This is a genomic window from Colwellia sp. RE-S-Sl-9 (assembly GCF_048296855.1).
Lineage (GTDB): Bacteria > Pseudomonadota > Gammaproteobacteria > Enterobacterales > Alteromonadaceae > Pseudocolwellia.
This window is the reverse complement of sequence record NZ_CP182631.1, coordinates 2,947,080-2,965,388: the sequence shown is the minus strand read 5'-3', so window position 1 is coordinate 2,965,388 and position 18,309 is coordinate 2,947,080. Positions and strand designations below refer to the sequence as shown.

At 36.9% G+C, this 18,309-nt stretch carries 16 protein-coding genes; 7 read left to right on the top strand and 9 right to left on the bottom strand.

The genetic code is table 11. The annotated features are described in order from the left end of the window. The first annotated feature begins 175 nt into the window (after positions 1–175). The 5 genes from rho to ACM9HF_RS12745 all read left to right on the top strand — a co-directional run bounded on the left by rho (position 176) and on the right by ACM9HF_RS12745 (position 4,714). Positions 176–1,435 carry a transcription termination factor Rho gene (gene rho, locus ACM9HF_RS12765; protein ID WP_077339925.1) on the top strand — a complete coding sequence of 420 codons (1,260 nt, stop codon included), beginning with the start codon at positions 176–178 and terminating at the stop codon, positions 1,433–1,435. Between the two features lie 85 nt (positions 1,436–1,520). Continuing rightward, complete coding sequence (ubiD, locus tag ACM9HF_RS12760; protein WP_473608992.1) at positions 1,521–3,014, top strand: 4-hydroxy-3-polyprenylbenzoate decarboxylase; 1,494 nt, start codon at positions 1,521–1,523, stop codon at positions 3,012–3,014. Positions 3,015–3,105: 91 nt separating this feature from the next. Continuing rightward, on the top strand, positions 3,106–3,801 hold the full coding sequence (gene fre, locus ACM9HF_RS12755) for an NAD(P)H-flavin reductase (protein ID WP_473608989.1): 696 nt from the start codon (positions 3,106–3,108) through the stop codon (positions 3,799–3,801). A gap of 114 nt (positions 3,802–3,915) precedes the next feature. Beyond that, the gene (arfA, locus tag ACM9HF_RS12750) at positions 3,916–4,113 is read left to right on the top strand and encodes an alternative ribosome rescue factor ArfA (protein ID WP_473608987.1); all 198 of its coding nucleotides are present in this window, start codon (positions 3,916–3,918) and stop codon (positions 4,111–4,113) included. A 61-nt stretch (positions 4,114–4,174) separates the two neighbouring features. After that, a complete protein-coding gene (locus ACM9HF_RS12745) occupies positions 4,175–4,714 on the top strand; it encodes a GNAT family N-acetyltransferase (protein WP_473608983.1) in 540 nt (179 codons plus the stop codon). Positions 4,715–4,768: 54 nt separating this feature from the next. On the opposite strand, the gene ACM9HF_RS12740 is transcribed toward ACM9HF_RS12745, so the two are convergent. The 5 genes from ACM9HF_RS12740 to ACM9HF_RS12720 form a co-directional block, all read right to left on the bottom strand. Then, the gene (locus ACM9HF_RS12740; protein WP_473608979.1) at positions 4,769–5,020 is read right to left on the bottom strand and encodes an HP1242/YdcH family protein; all 252 of its coding nucleotides are present in this window, start codon (positions 5,018–5,020) and stop codon (positions 4,769–4,771) included. 179 nt (positions 5,021–5,199) lie between these two features. Next, the gene (minE, locus tag ACM9HF_RS12735) at positions 5,200–5,463 is read right to left on the bottom strand and encodes a cell division topological specificity factor MinE (RefSeq protein WP_077339931.1); all 264 of its coding nucleotides are present in this window, start codon (positions 5,461–5,463) and stop codon (positions 5,200–5,202) included. A gap of 2 nt (positions 5,464–5,465) precedes the next feature. Then, positions 5,466–6,278 (bottom strand): septum site-determining protein MinD, encoded by an 813-nt coding sequence (gene minD, locus ACM9HF_RS12730; protein ID WP_077339932.1) that lies wholly within the window; start codon positions 6,276–6,278, stop codon positions 5,466–5,468. A 22-nt stretch (positions 6,279–6,300) separates the two neighbouring features. Beyond that, positions 6,301–7,014, bottom strand: coding sequence for a septum site-determining protein MinC (minC, locus tag ACM9HF_RS12725; protein ID WP_473608969.1), 714 nt, complete (start codon positions 7,012–7,014; stop codon positions 6,301–6,303). Positions 7,015–7,261: 247 nt separating this feature from the next. Beyond that, complete coding sequence (locus ACM9HF_RS12720; protein ID WP_473608965.1) at positions 7,262–9,544, bottom strand: S9 family peptidase; 2,283 nt, start codon at positions 9,542–9,544, stop codon at positions 7,262–7,264. A 221-nt stretch (positions 9,545–9,765) separates the two neighbouring features. Between ACM9HF_RS12720 and ACM9HF_RS12715 the strand changes: the two genes are divergently transcribed. After that, the gene (locus ACM9HF_RS12715; protein ID WP_473608961.1) at positions 9,766–10,125 is read left to right on the top strand and encodes a SpoIIAA family protein; all 360 of its coding nucleotides are present in this window, start codon (positions 9,766–9,768) and stop codon (positions 10,123–10,125) included. Here ACM9HF_RS12715 and ACM9HF_RS12710 read toward each other — a convergent pair. The 4 genes from ACM9HF_RS12710 to ACM9HF_RS12695 all read right to left on the bottom strand — a co-directional run bounded on the left by ACM9HF_RS12710 (position 10,115) and on the right by ACM9HF_RS12695 (position 15,761). Continuing rightward, a complete protein-coding gene (locus ACM9HF_RS12710; RefSeq protein ID WP_473608956.1) occupies positions 10,115–10,708 on the bottom strand; it encodes a DUF938 domain-containing protein in 594 nt (197 codons plus the stop codon). The two genes, ACM9HF_RS12715 and ACM9HF_RS12710, sit on opposite strands and share 11 nt — an antisense overlap. Further along, positions 10,698–11,828: a GNAT family N-acetyltransferase gene (locus ACM9HF_RS12705; protein WP_473608953.1), complete on the bottom strand. Its 1,131-nt coding sequence runs from the start codon at positions 11,826–11,828 to the stop codon at positions 10,698–10,700. The genes ACM9HF_RS12710 and ACM9HF_RS12705 overlap by 11 nt, the downstream gene beginning before the upstream one ends. An 81-nt stretch (positions 11,829–11,909) precedes the next feature. Continuing rightward, positions 11,910–14,252: a Tex family protein gene (locus ACM9HF_RS12700; protein ID WP_473608949.1), complete on the bottom strand. Its 2,343-nt coding sequence runs from the start codon at positions 14,250–14,252 to the stop codon at positions 11,910–11,912. Between the two features lie 177 nt (positions 14,253–14,429). After that, complete coding sequence (locus ACM9HF_RS12695) at positions 14,430–15,761, bottom strand: CsgG/HfaB family protein (protein ID WP_473608945.1); 1,332 nt, start codon at positions 15,759–15,761, stop codon at positions 14,430–14,432. Between the two features lie 376 nt (positions 15,762–16,137). On the opposite strand from ACM9HF_RS12695, the gene ACM9HF_RS12690 reads away from it, so the two are divergent. Further along, a complete protein-coding gene (locus ACM9HF_RS12690; protein WP_473608942.1) occupies positions 16,138–18,132 on the top strand; it encodes a tetratricopeptide repeat protein in 1,995 nt (664 codons plus the stop codon). The last annotated feature ends 177 nt before the right edge of the window (positions 18,133–18,309 follow it).

Sequence of the window (18,309 nt, the reverse complement as noted above, 5' to 3'; positions counted from 1 at the left end):
TTAATTTTTTACTATAATATTCAAAAAATAGAACGATAAATAGGATCTTCCTTTACCTATTTACAAAATAGTGCTAAATTTGTTCTTCAAGAATACCTTAACAACTCCAACCCAATCGTTTATCGCATAATACATTGTGTATCACAACGTAAAACTAGTTTAAGAACCTCCTAATATGAATCTTACCGAACTTAAAGAAAAATCAATCAGTGAATTGGTTGAATTAGCCGAATCAATGAAATTAGAGCACTTAGCTCGCACTCGTAAACAAGATATTATTTTTGCTATTTTAAAATCACATGCCAAAAGTGGTGAAGATATATTTGGCGGTGGCGTACTAGAAATACTACAAGATGGATTTGGTTTCTTACGTTCTGCTGACTCATCGTACTTAGCTGGACCAGACGATATATATGTATCACCGAGTCAAATTAGACGCTTTAGTATGCGTACAGGTGATAGTATCCACGGAAAGATTCGACCACCCAAAGACGGCGAACGTTATTTTGCCCTCTTAAAAGTTAACGAAGTAAATTTTGACCGTCCTGAAAACACTCGCAATAAAATCCTTTTTGAAAACCTAACTCCTATCCACCCTATCGGCCGTTTAACCATGGAACGTGGTAATGGTTCTACAGAAGATATTACAGCACGAGTTTTAGATTTAGCTTCACCTATAGGTAAAGGTCAACGTGGACTGATTGTTGCTCCACCTAAAGCAGGTAAAACGCTTTTATTACAAAATATTGCGCAAAGTATTGCCCACAATAATCCTGACTGCGAATTAATGGTATTACTTATTGATGAACGTCCGGAAGAAGTAACTGAAATGCAACGCTTGGTTAAAGGCGAAGTTATCGCTTCTACTTTTGATGAACCAGCAAGTCGTCACGTTCAAGTAGCCGAAATGGTAATTGAAAAAGCTAAACGTTTAGTTGAGCATAAAAAAGACGTTGTTATTTTATTAGATTCAATTACCCGTTTAGCACGTGCTTACAACACGGTAATTCCTTCGTCAGGTAAAATCCTTACTGGTGGTGTTGATGCCAATGCATTACATCGCCCGAAACGATTTTTTGGTGCGGCTCGTAAAATTGAAGAAGGTGGTAGTTTAACTATTATCGCTACTGCTCTTGTAGATACGGGTTCTAAAATGGACGAAGTTATTTACGAAGAGTTTAAAGGTACGGGTAATATGGAATTACATCTTTCTCGTAAAATTGCTGAAAAACGTGTATTCCCAGCGATTCACTTTAACCGCAGTGGTACTCGTCGTGAAGAATTACTCACTAAGCCTGATGAACTACAAAAAATGTGGATTTTACGCAAAATAGTTCATGAAATGGGCGAGATTGATGCTATGGAGTTTATGATTGATAAGCTGGCCATGACCAAAACAAATAATGAGTTTTTCGATTCAATGAAAAGAAAATAACACTGATTCATTTGTTAATACGCCAGCAATCAATGCTGGCGTTTTCGTTTTTAAATAGCTCACTCTTTACTATAAGTTTATTTCTATGAAATACAGTGACTTGCGCGACTTTATAGCGCAATTAGAAAAAATAGGTCAACTTAAACGTATATCTAAACCGATATCGACTGAATTAGCCATGACCGAAATAAGTGATAGAACATTACGCTTAGGTGGTCCGGCACTATTATTTGAAAATCCTGTGGGTCATACCATTCCCGTATTAACAAACCTTTTTGGTACTCCAGAGCGTGTCGCTTTAGCTATGGGGCAACCTGATGTAAATGCTTTAAGAGATGTGGGCAAGTTGTTGGCGATGCTAAAAGAGCCTGAACCGCCAAAAGGTTTTAGAGACGCATTATCAAAAATACCTGTATATAAACAAGTATTAAATATGCCCGTTAAAGTGGTTAAAAAGCCACTTTGTCAGCAAGTTGTTATTGAAGGTGATGATGTAGACTTAACAGCTTTACCTATTCAAACTTGTTGGCCTGGCGATGTTGCTCCACTTATTACGTGGGGTTTAACAGTTACACGTGGCCCTCATAAGGAACGCCAAAACCTCGGTATTTATCGTCAGCAGTTATTAGGTAAAAATAAGCTAATTATGCGTTGGTTATCTCATCGTGGTGGTGCATTAGATTTTCAAGAATGGAAAAAAGAACATCCGGGTGAAAAGTTTCCTGTATCTGTCGCTTTAGGCGCTGATCCTGCTACTATTTTAGGCGCAGTAACTCCAGTACCTGATACCTTGTCCGAATATGCTTTTGCTGGATTGTTACGAGGCAGTAAAACAGAAGTAGCCAAATGTATTAGTAATAATTTAGAAGTACCTGCTACTGCCGAAATTGTATTGGAAGGCTATTTAGATCCTGATGAAATAGCGCCTGAAGGTCCTTATGGTGATCACACCGGTTATTACAATGAAGTGGACAATTTCCCAGTATTTACGGTAACACATATTACGCATCGTAAAGATCCTATTTACCATAGTACATACACAGGTAGACCGCCTGATGAGCCTGCTATTTTAGGTGTAGCTTTAAATGAAGTATTTGTGCCTATTTTACAAAAGCAATTTCCTGAAATTCAAGACTTTTACTTACCGCCAGAAGGCTGTTCGTATCGTTTAGCTGTAGTAACCATCAAGAAGCAATATGCGGGTCATGCTAAGCGTGTCATGATGGGCGTTTGGTCATTCTTACGTCAATTTATGTACACTAAATTTGTTATTGTGTGTGACGACGATATAAATGCGCGAGATTGGAAAGATGTGATTTGGGCTATGACTACACGCATGGATCCAAGCCGTGACACCGTGCTGATTGAAAACACACCTATCGACTATTTAGATTTTGCCTCTCCAGTTTCTGGTTTAGGTTCTAAAATGGGATTAGATGCCACCAACAAATGGCCAGGTGAAACCAATCGCGAATGGGGAGAACCTATCGTGATGACAGAAGCAATTAAAGACGAAGTTGATGGCTTATGGGATGAGCTAAATATATTCGGCGATACAAACGAAGAAAAAAACACATAAGTGACTAAGGTCATTATTTATAGATTCTATACTGATTTCATCAAAAAAATTATTAATGATATGAGTATTTTAAGTGGTTAAGGTTTAACAAATGAATGTAATTAAGTGCCAGGTCGCTTCATTAGAAGCACTTACTCCCTATGTATATAAGGTTTTGTTAAAACCTGAACAAGCAGTAAATTTTATGCCGGGGCAATATTTAAATTTTGTCTTGAGTGATGATGACAAGCGACCTTTTTCTATCGCAAGTTCACCAAATAACGAATTGATTGAATTACAAATAGGTGCTTTTTCTGCAGATAGCTACCCTATGCAAGTGATCGAACATATTAAAAATAATCAAGAAGTCACAGTTGAATTACCACTGGGTAATGCGCAATTACGTGAAGAAAGTACTAAACCTTTATTATTAATTGCTGGTGGTACAGGATTTTCTTATATCAAATCTATGTTTGAGTACTTATCTCAAGAACAGTCTTCAAGAAAAGTAGTCGTATATTGGGGTCTTCGTGAACCTAGTGCTTGTTATGAATTAGACGAATCAGCTGCCATTATCGCTAAGCTAAATGAAGGCGAGTTTCATACGGTAGTTGAAACACCACACGATGACTGGACTGGCAAAGTAGGTATGGTTCATAAAGTGGTAATGAATGATATTAAAAACCTAGAAGATTACGATATTTATCTTGCTGGCCGCTTTGAAATGGTAGGGGTAGTAAGAGATGACTTTGTTGCGCGCGGAGTCAATAAAGACAACATGTTTGCGGATGCTTTCGCTTACATCTAATAGTTAAAAATTATTATAGCTTTTTTAAAACTATGCGCCTAGAATGCGCGCGTAATAACCGAGGTTACTACGCGCGCATTTTTTGTATTAAATTTAAACTAAAAGAGAAATAAAATGAAAAGTAAAAAACAAACCAATAAAGCTCAAGTTGAGTTAGGACGAGGCACTATCAAAGATAATTTTTTAGCTGCTATGGTTACTTCTAAACTTTATAAACAGCAAATTGTTCAACCTAAAAAAGGTAAAGGTGCATATCAACGTAAAGCTAAATTTTCGAATAAAGGCCAAGAGTCTTATTTAATAGCTGCTTAATTGTTATAAGTTAAGTTGTTATTAGATAAGGCTTTCTACATTTTTTAAACTCAGTTTACGTATGCTATATCCTATTGAACTTCATACCGAAAGACTATTGTTAAGGCAATGGCGCGCTAGCGATTTTAAGCCTTTTGCACAAATGAACGCCTGTGCAAAGGTGATGAAATACTTCCCTCGGCTATTAACTCAAGATGAGAGTAACGCTATAGCAAATAAACTCGCTGGTTTTATTGATGAGAAAGGTTGGGGCTTTTGGGCGGTTGAAGAAAAACAGAGCAATCAATTTATTGGTTTTACGGGTTTGAAACAAACACCTGAATGCTTACCGTTTTCACCCGCTGTTGAAATTGGTTGGCGTTTCGATAGTCAATATTGGCATAATGGCTATGCAACAGAGGCTGCTAAAAAGTCACTTGAATTTGCTTTTAATGAGTTAAAACTTACCGAAGTGGTATCTTTTACGGCTAAGGTAAATAAGCCATCAGAGAAAGTTATGCAGCGTATTGGAATGGAAAATACGGGGATTACGTTTAATCATCCTTTAGTGGATATAAACAGCGCTTTACTTGAGCATGTTTTGTATAAAACTTGTCAGTAAATACTGTTAATTAAAGTAAAGAGGAGTACGGTGGCTCCTCTTTAAATAAGATATTTAAGCAGAGACCTGCTCTTTTTTAATGATGGCAAACAACGCATCTTTTAAGCTTAAACGTTTGATTTTTTGTTGGTCTAAATACTCATCAGAGGTATTTTCGACTCCTTGCTCAATTTTAACAACCTCATTATTGAGTTCATGATATTCGTTAAAGAGTTTAGCGAAGTGGTTGTTCGTCATTTTTAAATGATGGATTTCTTTACTGTATTCAGGGAATTCGTGGTGTAGATCATGTTTTTGTAACGTCATTATATATCCTTGTTTACTTGCTGTTCTTTAATGTTAAGTGTATTCCTCCATTGTTATTGTGTATTGATCTGGCTCAACTTTTAATGAATGTTTTATAGTCAATTTTGCGCATAAAAAAGGGGAGTTAACTCCCCTTAATCATTCTAACGGTATTAGAATCTTTACTTAATGTTCGATGTTTAGCGTTTATCGTCAGGTAAAGTAATGTTGAGTTCTAATACGCTTAAATTATCATTTTTATTGTCTAGATTAACCGTGACCTGATCTGAATCAATGGGTACATATCGACGGATAACATCAATAATATCTTGCTTCATTGCAGGTAAATAATCAGGACTATTACGTTGTCCACGCTCGTGAGCAACAATAATTTGAAGTCGCTCTTTCGCTGTTTGAGCGGTTTGCGTAGTTTTTTTACTTCGAAAATAATCTAAAAGAGACATGTTTAACCTCCAAATAAGCGGCGCAGTAAGCTTTTCTTTTCTTCTTCTATAAAACGGAATTCAACTTTTTCACCAATTAAACGATCTACAGCGTCTCCGTATGCAAGGCCAGCATCACTTTCAGTATCTAGAATAACAGGAGAACCTGAGTTAGATGCTTTTAATACAGCAGGTGACTCAGGAATAACGCCAAGTAATGGAATTGCTAAAATGTCTAATACATCTTCTACACTTAGCATATCGCCACGTGTTACACGCTCTGGGTTGTAGCGTGTTAATAATAGATGTTCTTTAACGGGCTCTTTGCCCTGTTCTGCACGTTGTGATTTGCTTGCTAACATACCTAAAATACGGTCTGAATCTCGTACTGATGATACTTCAGGGTTTGTTGTTACTATGGCTTCGTCAGCGAAATAAAGCGCCATAATTGCGCCCGTTTCAATACCTGCTGGTGAGTCGCATACAATATATTCAAAGCCAGCTTCAGCAAGATCATCTAATACTTTTTGAACGCCTTCTTTATTTAGCGCGTCTTTGTCACGTGTTTGTGACGCAGGTAGTATTGATAGATTTGGCGTGCGTTTGTCTTTAATTAAGGCTTGATTAAGTGTTGCTTCACCTTTAATCACGTTAACAAAGTCATAAACTACTCTACGTTCGCAACCCATAATTAAATCTAAATTACGTAATCCAATATCAAAATCGATAATTACGGTTTTAAAGCCTTTTATAGCTAGACCTGTGCCTATTGCAGCACTAGAAGTTGTTTTACCAACTCCGCCTTTACCTGAGGTCACAACGATAACCTTAGCCATGATTTTTCCTTTCTTAGTTTTTCTAATTTAATGGGTTAAATACAATTTTTTGATCTTCAACTTGAATACATTGCGGTAAATTTGCATGCTCAGTTAGTTGTTCGTTTAGCATGTAAACACCGGCAATAGACACCAGTTCAGCTTGTAAGTTTTGACAGAATATTTTACTTTCGCTTTGTCCGCTTGCACCCGCAATAGCTCTACCGCGGATAGTCCCGTATACATGAATGTTGCCATCAGCAATAACTTCAGCCCCATTACCTACAGAGCCCATAATGATGAGGTCTGTATTTTTAGCATAAATTTGTTGGCCAGAACGAATTTGGCCTTTAATAATTTTTGTTGGGGTATTTTCAATAACGGTTGTTTCAACAGGAGTTTGTACTTCTGGTTGTGTTTTTTGAATTTCTGTACGTTTATTTTGTAGCGCAGAGCCTTTGTTAACTATGGCTAGGCCAGCATCTTGTGCTGCTTTTTTTTGCTCAGGAGATGTATGACCGCATATACCAACAAGTACAAAATTATTATTTTCGATAATTTGTTTGAGGGCTGTAAAATCAAAAAACGTTTCAATTTCACTAATATCAGCAACAACGGGAGCACATTTGAAAAACTGAGGCGCTTGCGCAATTTTATTTTTTAGTTGGGAATCTAATAACGTTAAATCGTTTTTTTCGATGCGTATAACGGAAAGGGTGAAGTTAGTTCCCTTGAATTCTATTTCCTGTTCAGACATGAACAGTGGTTTCCTTTTATAGTGTATTTTCTGATGATGAAAACTAGGTTAAAAACAGTGCTTGATAGCATATTAGTATCAGAGACTATGCACAAGTAGAATAATACTTACAAGTGTATAAAAGTGTAAAATAACGTCATTTTGTTTTCTTTTTGTACAGATGAATTAGTGGGGTAAGATTTACGCTGTAAAGCAGGAAAGTATGGAAGAAAGGGAGTTGATACTCCCTTTTTATTGACAACTGGTTTTATTTTACGGTTGAACTAAAGTTAAACTCTTTAGGAGGCGTTGCTCCCATTAAATGTGTAACAAAATAATCCCAACGCTTACGTACCATGTAAGGTTCTCGGGCAAAACCATGACCTCTATTGGGTAACATTAACATGTCAAAATCTTTGTTAGCTTCTATCAGGGCTTCAACCACCATTAATGTGTTGTATGGTGTAACGTTGGTATCTAATGTTCCGTGCACGAGTAAGAGCTTACCTTTAAGTTTGTCGGCAAAAAGTTGATTGGCTTGGCTGTCATAATTTGTGGTTTTGTTTTCGTTGTTAACTAATAAACCGTGGTATTTTTCACCCCATTCATCAGCATAGTTACGGTTGTCGTGATTACCCGCTTCTGAAACGGCAACTTTATAAAAATCAGGGTAACTGAACATGGCTTTTGTTGATGCAAAACCACCGCCTGAATGTCCCCAAATTCCCACACGATCAATATCTATCCATGAGTGTTGTTCAGCGAGCTGTTTAATTGCTGCTACTTGATCCGGCAAACCACTGTCGCCCATGTTGGCGTAATAAAATTCATGAAAACTTTTTGAACGCCCAGGTGTACCTAAAGCGTCAATTTCTACTACGATAAAGCCTAGTTCAGCTAAGGCCTGATTGTCGCCTCTAGCGGTTCTGAAATGGCGACCTCGAATACTTCCTACTTGTGGTCCTGGATAAATATAGTTAACAACAGGATAGCTTTTGTTTTTATCAAAATGACTTGGTTTGTAGAGTAAACCATAAATGTTATGCTCGTTGTTGCGATCTTTAACAATAAATGGTGTTGGTGGAGCCCAGCCAGTTGAAATAAGTTGGCTAATATCCATAGTCTCTAGCGTAAACTTTTCATTTGATTGTGTTTTACGTACAACGCTGACTTCTGCTTGTTCTGGGGTCGAAAAGCGATCTAAAAAATAAGTGCTATCTTCATTCATGGTCACACGATGATGTTTTTTCTCAGGAGTTAGTAAAGTAAGGTTTTTACCGTTTTTGTTTATGCTATAAAGGTAGTTAAAATAAGGATCTCCACCTTCACGACCTGCACCAGTAAAATATAATGTATCTGTTTTTTCATCTACGTTGAGCAATTCAAGAACGGTCCAGTCACCTTGGGTTATTTGGTTTTTAATTTTGCCTGTTTTGCTATCAATTAGATAAAAATGTCCCCAATTACTACGCTGAGAAAACCAAATAAATTCATTGGTTTTATCAAGGTATTTCCAACTGATGGCACTAACGCCTGATTCAAAAAAGCTGTCTTCTGTTTCTGAATAAACGGTTTTGACTTGTCCGTTTTCTGCATTGGCAATTTTTAATGTAGCGGTTTTATGATCTCGGCTTGAAGAAATAAAGGCGAAGCTTTTGCTGTTATGTGCCCAATCTATATCAAGAAATTCACCATTATTGCCTGCCACGTGATCGGTAATTGATGAACGATGTGGATCTGCTGGCATATCTAACGGAATGATTTTTTGCTTTTGTACATCAATAACAACACGATGTATGGCAAATATATGTTCGTCGCCGGGTAAAGGGTATTTCCACTGATCTATTGTAGGGTGTCCAACGTTTGTTGATACTAGCGCCATATCACCGACATTGCGACTGTCATGCTTAAAGGTAGCTAATTTGGTTGAGTCAGGCGACCATTTAACTACTGGCGTATCTTTACGTATCCAACCCGCGTTATTTGTTGCATACCCAAAATCTTTAATACCATCTTTGGTTAGTTGCACTTCTTTATTGGTTTTTAAATTACGAGACCATAAGTTGTAGTCGCGTATAAAAACAGCCAATTTACCGTCTGGAGAAATCATTTCGTTTGATTTTTTCGCATCAGTATCAGGTGCACATAAGTAATTTTCTAAATCACAAAGATAGTTTTTATCTTTTATTTTAACGGCTATTTTATTGTTAAGACTTACTGTAAATGTACTAAATGGTAGATCGTAAGCGTTTACTTCAGCGTCAGTTATAACAGCTAGCGCTTTCGATAATTTATTATGATCAAAGGCTAATTTTTTTTGTTTTGTTGTAGGGTTAACTTCAAAAAATTGCTCACCTTTTTTAGTACGTGATTTATAAAACAAACGGTTGTTATGCCAAAAAGGACTTTCTACTGTCCCAGTAACGAGCTTATCCGTATATTTTGATAGTTGCTTTTCAGCTTTTTGATAATCAGAAGTGCTTAGTTGTGCTGCTAATAGTGATGTTGAGGGGAGAGACATAAGTAATAGTACAGTAATTTTTTTTAACATAGTTATAGCCTTATATTTGAGACATACGAAGCTCAATATTTTTTCCGATAAGCTAGCATAATCAATGCATATTATAAGAGAAAATCTGTTAGTGGTGATTTATTTACGATAAATGGCGTATATTTTAAAAGGAGGTTTTGATTAATTTTTGTATTTAAAAAAATATTAACACTTGATGGATATTTGAGCTAAACTTCATTTCACATTAACAAGGAGGTGATATGATAGAAATACATCATAAAAATAATACACTTATTACCCAAGTACACGGAACGTTTACCAAAGAACATTTTAACAACGCGTTTATTCCAATATTTGAAGCAATGTTAAAAGAATTTCCTGAAGTAAATATTGTTTTAAAATTAAATAATGAGTTAACTGGATGGACGTTGCTGATATTATTGAAACAATTTAAGCAATACATTGCTCCATATAATGGTATTAACCGCTTAGCGATTGTAAGCGATAGCCGTTTGTTAAAATGGAAATTTAGTTTATTTCAGCTGCGTTCTTGTGTTTCTACCGAGCGCTTTCTCAATAAAGACATTGAAAAAGCGAAGGCTTGGTTAGCTATTGGTTAACAAACTCTAATAAGCGATTATTTGCTGGCATTTCGTGATCTTTAACGAGTGTCAGCCCTGCCTTTTCAGCTAATGTTAAAACGGCTTCAAAATCGCGTATCCCACTCAATTCATTCTGTTGTTTTAACCATAACTCAAAGTTAGCATTACTTTCGCTAGTAAATTTACCTTGGTAGTTGAATGGGCCATAAATACAGAGCTTACCTTTAGGAAGTAAGTGCTTTTTTACGCCTTCAAAAAAAGCGATTACCAGTTCCCAGCTGACTATATGCAATGTATTAGCGGTGTATATTGCTGTTGTATGTTCAATTGGCCATGGCTTTGATAAATCAAGTGCTAAAGGGGGCTGTAAATTATTGGAGGGGTATTCGGCTATCCATTGATTTATACCATTATGATTTACTGGTAGATCACTTGTTTGCCAATTTACATGAGCAAGCTGTTTGGCAAAATATACAGCATGTTGCCCAGTGCCTGAACCAATTTCTAACACTGAATCAGCGGTGGAAAATGCTTGCTGTAAAATAGGTAGGATGTAGGGTTTGTTATTTTCAGACGCTTGCGAAAAAGGTTTATTGGTCATTGCCAGTATCCTGATTGTTTTTGAAAGGTAATGATAAAGCACATTGCTGCGCGTAATTTACCATATGAGCTTGTTCACGTTTGCAAAAATCTTTAATGGCGGGCTGAAATCCTGAATGTTTGATCCAATGGTATGAATACGTCATAACAGGTTCAAAGCCTCGTTGAATTTTGTGCTCGCCTTGTGTGCCGGGGTTAAAGCTTTGTAAATTATGTTTAATGCAAAACTCTATACCTTGGTAATAACACAATTCAAAATGTAAATTAGAAAACGATTCTGTAGAGCCCCAATAGCGACCATATAAATGACTTTCGTCATAAAAAAACAATGCACAAGCAACGTCGGTATCATTATGACTTGCAATAAAAAGTACGATATTTGCGGGTAATGTTTGAAAGATACGCTCGAAAAATTCATAACTTAAATGCGGTGTATGTTGTCGTTTTAAATAGGTGAGTTGGTAGGTTAAATAAAAAAAGTCGAGTTCTTGTTTAGTTATTTGATCACCTGTTACCTGCCGTATACTAATGTTTTGCTTTTTTATTGATTCACGCTCTTTACGTGTGTTCTTTCTTTTACGAGCGGTAAAGGTTGAAAGATATTCATCAAACGACTTATAGTTTTTATTAAACCAATGAAATTGAACGGTATTACGTTCATATACATCACTTGGGATATTCTCTATTTTAGGGCAAAAAAGTAAGTGCCAACTCGCAATGTTGTGTTCGCTACAGTAGTCGCTTAAGGGTTGTAAAATATCGCGATGAGTAAGGGTTTGCGATATTAATTTATTAGAGCTTACGGGCGTAAATGGAATGGTACTGACTAACTTAGGGTAATATTCTAAGTCGTGCTCTTCATAAGCTCTCGCCCAATCCCAATCAAATACGTATTCTCCCCAAGAATGCGTTTTAAGGTACAAGGGTAAAACCGCTTCTACTTTGTCATCTTGGTGAATGGTTAAATGATGGGGTTGCCAGCCACGTGTTAAACTTGCTGATTCACTTACTTCTAATGCTTCAAAAAAATGATACGACAAAAAAGGATTGTTCGACGTATTTAACGCGTCCCATGCTTGTTGAGGTATGTTTGAAAAAGAGCGTTTGAATTCAGCAATCATAAGGTTTTATAGCAAGTATCATAACGTTGGTAACATGTTGTGCTTTGCATAAAATACAAAGCACAATATATAGCGGCGCTTTTATTTCTTTAATTTGGCAAAAGCGTCTGCAAAAGCATTACCCATTACCGCGTTATTGGCTTCTTTAGGTTTATGCGCTCGTTGTTCTTTTTTCGGGTGGTTTGGTTTATTGTTTGCTCTGTGTTCGGCAGGTTTGCGATCAGCTTGTTTTTTAGGGGGTTGAGATTGCTCAATTGTATCGTCTAAGCGCATGGTTAAGCTGATACGTTTACGTTGCGGATCCACTTCTATTACTTTAACTTTAACAATGTCGCCAGCTTTTACCACTTCACGTGGGTCACTCACAAACTTATTGGTTAAAGATGATATATGTACTAAGCCGTCTTGATGCACACCTAAATCAACAAAAGCACCAAAATTAGCAACGTTCGATATAACACCTTCTAAAATCATACCTACTTCAAGATCGTTAATGGTGTTCACGCCTTCTTTAAAGGTCGCGGTTTTAAATTCAGGTCTTGGATCTCGGCCGGGTTTTTCAAGCTCTTTAATAATATCTTTAACAGTAACTTCACCAAATTCATCTGTAACAACTTCGGCAATATTTACGTTACTTAATTGCTCACTATTGGTTAAAAGATCGCTTACGCTCGCGTTTAGTTGTGCGATTATTTTTTCTACTACGGGGTAAGTTTCAGGATGGACACCTGATTGATCAAGGGGGTTGTTACCATTTGCAATACGGAGAAAACCTGCGGCTTGTTCGAAGGCTTTAGGACCTAAACGCGCTACTTTTTTTAATTCTTGTCGGTTGTTAAAACGGCCATGCTGGTCACGAAAATCTACTACGTTTTGTGCCATGGTTTTTGTTAACCCCGATACTCGCGTAAGTAATGCAACTGAGGCGCTATTTAAATCAACGCCAACCGAGTTTACACAATCTTCTATTACTTCATCTAGGGTTCTACTTAATTGACTTTGGCTTACGTCATGTTGATATTGCCCAACACCTATGGCTTTCGGGTCAATTTTAACGAGCTCAGCAAGTGGATCTTGTAAACGCCTTGCAATTGAAACTGCGCCACGTATTGAAACATCTAAATCTGGAAATTCTTTTGCTGCAAATTCAGACGCTGAATATACTGATGCACCGGCTTCACTCACAATGACTTTATTTGGTTTTAGTTTTTCTAAATTTGTGATCACTTCAGCCGCCAGCTTATCGCTTTCGCGAGATGCTGTACCGTTACCTATCGCAATAAGTTCTACTTTATGTTGCTGACATAAGTTGGTTAGCGTTCTAACGGACTTGTCCCAGTGATTTTGCGGTGCATGAGGGAAAATAGTGGTGGTATGTAATAGCTTGCCTGTAGCGTCAACTACCGCAATTTTACAACCTGTACGTAAGCCAGGATCAAGGCCTAAAGTCACTTTAGGTCCTGCTGGCGCAGCCATTAATAAATCACTTAAGTTAGTTGAAAAAACTTTAATGGCTTCAACTTCAGCTTGATCACGTAAGTTACCAATTAATTCAGTTTCTAAACTGACACTTAATTTGGTTTTCCATGCGTTGTGAACCACTTTGGTTAAAAACTCTGCACATGCTTGGCCTGTTAAGCGTAAATTAAAATGTTCGGTGATCAATTGTTCTGCACTTGAGTAGCTTGATGTTTCTTGCTGTGGGTCAACATTAATGGCTAATTTTAAAAAACCTTCAGCCCGACCACGCAGCATAGCTAACATGCGATGAGAAGGTACTGATTTTAAGCGCTCTGAATGTTCGAAGTAATCTTTATATTTAGCGGCTTCTTGTGTTTTAGCTTTAACAACCTTACTGGTTAAGTGCGCTTGTTTTAATAAGTGATTACGTAATTTTTGTAGCAAGTTTGCGTCTTCAGCAAAGCGTTCTATTAAAATAGACATCGCGCCGTCGAGCACTTCTTTTTCATCATTAAAGCCAGCATTGCTGTTAATAAAAGCGGTGGCTTCTATTTCTGGTACTAAACGCCAATCGTTATAAAGTTTATTTGCTAGTGGTTCTATACCTGCTTCAATCGCTATTTGGCCTTTGGTACGACGTTTAGGTCTAAAGGGTAAATATAAATCTTCAAGGCGGGTTTTGTTATCTGCTTGGTTTAAGGCATCAGATAAAGCTGGCGTTAATTTACCTTGCTCTTCAATGTTTTTAAGAATGACATTTCTACGGTCGTTTAAATCGCGGATATACGTTAAACGTTGATTAAGATGGCGAAGGTGATTGTCGTCTAGTCCTTGTGTCGCCTCTTTTCTGTAACGAGCAATAAAGGGAACTGTTGCTCCGTCGTCTAATAAAGTAATAGCAGCATTAATTTGTACAGGAGAAACATTGAGCTCTTTAGCAATTTGCTCAGCAATAGATATCATTTAACTTAAATCCCAAGATGAAAAATTTTGTATTGGTAAGTTTGAATAATAACGCGTGTCGTTAGGCAGTTGAAAGATCTATTTTGTATTTAAAGTGCTAATGAGTTCGGGGAGTGCTGTTGTTATTTTATTTTTATAGCGCCACAAAGTAAGTAGTGGCGCTATTATACTTTTATTTTAAGAACCAAATAACGATTCTTTAGTAACTAAATCAAAATGCTGAATTGAGGTTTTTAATTGTTCTTCAAACTGATTGTTATTCAGAATAGAGGCTCTGTGTTTATTGAAGAGCTTATTATATTGTTCAATTTTTTTACCTAAAATTTTCCAACCTTGTTGTTTGGCGCTTAAAGGCCAAGATTCAAGTTCTATTTTAGAGGTTTCAAGTTGGCCAGTAACAATACCAGACCAAGCAGGCCACATATTTTGACTCCCCGTAGCTTTTAACTGCTCAGGTGTAAAATTAGCAAATGACGACATAAAGGTTACCGCACTTTTTAACGCTCTGTAGTAATCTTCTAATGCATCTTCGTCATAGGCATCAATATGAATATCATCTTGATTTGTATAGACTTTAGTTTTTCTTTGAGTGTGTACAACTACAGGTTTTGTGTGAACCACTTCAGTGTGTGCCACCTGTAAACTTGCTCCAGAGCTTTGCTGTGTCGCTTGTGGCATTGGATCATCATCGCCACCTACTTGTAAAAGCCCACCTTTACCTAAGCCACCACGAACCGATTGTGCTTTATAATTACGTAAGGCTTTAACCATTTGATTGTAAGAGTCGGCAAAAGAAGCTGTGATGATTTTACCTTCTGGTGTATTTGAAAATCCACCAGCGCCAGCAAAAGCACCCCCGCTAAATAAACCACCGGCAAAGCTGAAGTCATAATTTTTTGCATTACCCACCGCCGAAGAGACTTGCACGCCTGATCTGTTTTCTATTAATAATAATGTGGTTGCGGCTTCGTTTTGTTTGAAACCTCCGGCAACAACATTACCGAAACGTCCTAAAAATGATCCCGCAATAGATTTAATACCACTGGTATTATTTTCTGCAAATTGAATTGATGGCGACAAAGTAAAGTCGGCAGCCACCATTTGACCTTTACCAAAGTTACTACCACTTCGTGATTCACCGGAATTCATCAAAGCTCTTTCTCGTTGCATTGCTGCCATAGCACCACCACGTTCAACTACAACAAAACAACCCGACTGTTGTAGCATTAAACGAATAACAGGTTTGGTACTACCCAAATTAGGTACACGTCTACGATAGGTTGACCACCAAGGTAAACTAGTGTCTTCAAACACGGTTACCGTGCCTAAAGCTTCGTCACACTTTGTTAATTGCGTATTGGCGTTTTGCGAAGTTGCTCCGCCAGCTGAACCTGTAATTGTTCCACCACCTTGTCCGCCACCCAGTATAGGGGAAGTACTCATACACCCCGTTAAGCCCGTACAAATTAAAGTAGATAAAATTAATGATATCCGTTTTTTAGTGACCATAGTGATTCATTCCTATCGAATTTTATTTCTGATAACGTATACCCGTTCCACCTGACCCCTGCATCTTCAAATAGAATGGGTATATACCCATAATTCAATGAGTATCATTGAGTTATTACCTCAACACCCCCTTTGTTTTCAGGTTTATTGTGTCAAATAAAAGGGATTTTAGAATCGAGAGTTAACGTTATTTAAGGAGAGATAACTGAGGTTAAAATGTAGACAAGTAAAATTTGAAGTGTAAGACTATAAGAAATAAAATATAACAATAGGTGACATTGTTTTCGTTAATTCATTGCTGTATTTATTAAATAATAGAAGAGTTATAACGATAGGTTAACGGGAAATATATACCTAAAATATAAGGAATATTTAAGTGGAGAAGCGCACTCGAAAAAGAGGTGTTAAAGCATCCAGAATAAAGCTTGAAGCTGCTTTACATAAAATAGGGTTAAAAACTCAAACTGCGTTAGCCCATAAAATAGCGGAATTGGAAAATTTAGAAACTATTCCGAAAGATTTAGTTAATCGGGTTTTTAGAGAAGAAAACGTTTCTCCAAATACCTTAGCTCGAATTGCCAGCGCATTAGATGCAGAACCTTATACCCTTTATTTGTCTCAGCAAGAATTTGAACAAAAAGAACAACTCGTCAATCCAGCTAAAACAGAAACAACAACTAAAACCGAACCACTAAACAAAACCAACTATATATTACCCGCTATTATTTTTACGACTTTTTTCGTTATATTCATTGTTGGAATTTTTTTGTTTAAACCCTTTTCAGTCTCAAGCAACAAAAAGGACAAAACGGCATTATTGCCTTTAGGACAAGTAAGTTTATTAATAGATGTTGATAATGTGTTATCCAAAGGACTCTCTCGGCGAATTATTCAGAAGCTTCCTAGTAATATAAAAGCCATTACAATTAATCAAAATTTATTATCTAAGCAAGATCGATCTTTCGATATTGCACAAGAGTTTCAATCAGACTCTGTGTTAACAATAAGGGTTTCTGAGGTAAGTCGATATATTGGATTACAGTATTATTTATATTATAAAAATCAAGAAAGGCTTATTTGGACTGATGTAACTACTCATACCTTGTTAAAGCAACAGTCACAAAAACTAGCAAGTAACGTGCTGAATAATTTATATTTTTATTTATCACTTAACGGTGCCGATAAGGCCCAGTTATATCCCTCTATTTTAGCGCAAGATAACTACTTAAAAGCGCGTAAATTATTAGACAATCAACAGTCTGAATTAAACATAAAAAGAGCACAAACCCTTTTAGATAATGCGATCACGTCGTTTAGTGATTTTGTTCAGGCACATGTTGCTATGTGCGAGTCGCTTATCGATGAAAGTTGGTCTGGTAATGAAAAACAAAAGTTAGAGCAAGCCAATGAGCATTGCCAAATTGCCTTAGCACTTAAGCCTGATAACAACTATGCCTTAGCAACTTCGGCTAATTTGATGCGACGTTCCGGTAGAGTTGAACAAGCTATCAATCAATATCATAGTATTTTACAAAATTGGCCTAAAAATATAGACGCGCTGTCAGGTGTTAGTGTGACGTATTTAGATGCTCATCGACAAAACCTTATTGAATTTCCTGATGCCTTAATTCAAGCGACATCCTTTGCACAACGCGCGATAGACATAGAGCCTGATTACTGGAAGCATCATTTTAATTTGGGAACCATTCAGTATTTTAATGGAGATAGTAAAGCGGCAATTATAGCCTTCACAAAAGCCAGCCAGCTAAACCCTAACGAGCTGGCGTATGTTAATTTAGGTTCAATGCAGCTGTGCCAAGGCCAAACGCAAGAAGCGTTATCGTCTTATCAGCAAGCTTATCATCTAGCACCTAACTCGTATTTAGGACAAGAGTTTTTAGGACAAGCTTATTATCAACTCGCTAACTTTGAAGCTTCTCGAGAGTTTAGATCTGCTGCGATAAAAGTGATGGATAGCACTAATATTGGGGGTATTCATCAAGTTTGGGGGAATTTGGGTAACTCCTATCGACAACTTGAACAAAATGATGAAGCGATTGAAGCTTACCTCAATGGATTAAAAATTATAGAAAGAGATAAACTTAGAGGTAATATCACCATAACGGATAAAATTTATCAGCAGTTTTATAGTCTTATTCTTAATAAATTATCGCCTACTCAATATAAATTTGCTTTAAACTTACCCGATGATTTAGTGCTTGAAGATTTGGATGCGAGCGCAACCGTGTATTTAGCTTTAATTCAACGTTATAGCAATCAGCAAGAACAAGCTGATAAAACGCTAGTTTCGCTTAAACAGAAATGCCCTGGTTATGTTAGTTTTCCTGATTTACAACAAACGCTTAATTGATTATTTAAGTAGGGGATGTCACTTTATTCTTCAATACAGTACTTTAATGCTTTGGTAGAATGAGCACCAATAGCATTAACGGTGACAAGAGCATAAGTTAAAGCATGGCATTGATAAAATAAAAATAATAGCCTCAAATAAGTTGCTTATTTGAGGCTTAAAAGTAGGGGGCTGATA

What these genes read in the sequence shown, in the direction of transcription:
- ACM9HF_RS12695 (WP_473608945.1), bottom strand. Translation starts at nt 15,761, where the DNA reads ATGGTCACTAAAAAACGGATATCATTAATTTTATCTACTTTAATTTGT.
- ACM9HF_RS12720 (WP_473608965.1), bottom strand. Translation starts at nt 9,544, where the DNA reads ATGTTAAAAAAAATTACTGTACTATTACTTATGTCTCTCCCCTCAACA.
- minE (WP_077339931.1), bottom strand. Translation starts at nt 5,463, where the DNA reads ATGTCTCTTTTAGATTATTTTCGAAGTAAAAAAACTACGCAAACCGCT.
- ACM9HF_RS12700 (WP_473608949.1), bottom strand. Translation starts at nt 14,252, where the DNA reads ATGATATCTATTGCTGAGCAAATTGCTAAAGAGCTCAATGTTTCTCCT.
- ACM9HF_RS12705 (WP_473608953.1), bottom strand. Translation starts at nt 11,828, where the DNA reads ATGATTGCTGAATTCAAACGCTCTTTTTCAAACATACCTCAACAAGCA.
- ACM9HF_RS12715 (WP_473608961.1), top strand. Translation starts at nt 9,766, where the DNA reads ATGATAGAAATACATCATAAAAATAATACACTTATTACCCAAGTACAC.
- rho (WP_077339925.1), top strand. Translation starts at nt 176, where the DNA reads ATGAATCTTACCGAACTTAAAGAAAAATCAATCAGTGAATTGGTTGAA.
- ACM9HF_RS12740 (WP_473608979.1), bottom strand. Translation starts at nt 5,020, where the DNA reads ATGACGTTACAAAAACATGATCTACACCACGAATTCCCTGAATACAGT.
- ACM9HF_RS12710 (WP_473608956.1), bottom strand. Translation starts at nt 10,708, where the DNA reads ATGACCAATAAACCTTTTTCGCAAGCGTCTGAAAATAACAAACCCTAC.
- arfA (WP_473608987.1), top strand. Translation starts at nt 3,916, where the DNA reads ATGAAAAGTAAAAAACAAACCAATAAAGCTCAAGTTGAGTTAGGACGA.
- minD (WP_077339932.1), bottom strand. Translation starts at nt 6,278, where the DNA reads ATGGCTAAGGTTATCGTTGTGACCTCAGGTAAAGGCGGAGTTGGTAAA.
- ACM9HF_RS12745 (WP_473608983.1), top strand. Translation starts at nt 4,175, where the DNA reads ATGCTATATCCTATTGAACTTCATACCGAAAGACTATTGTTAAGGCAA.
- ubiD (WP_473608992.1), top strand. Translation starts at nt 1,521, where the DNA reads ATGAAATACAGTGACTTGCGCGACTTTATAGCGCAATTAGAAAAAATA.
- minC (WP_473608969.1), bottom strand. Translation starts at nt 7,014, where the DNA reads ATGTCTGAACAGGAAATAGAATTCAAGGGAACTAACTTCACCCTTTCC.
- fre (WP_473608989.1), top strand. Translation starts at nt 3,106, where the DNA reads ATGAATGTAATTAAGTGCCAGGTCGCTTCATTAGAAGCACTTACTCCC.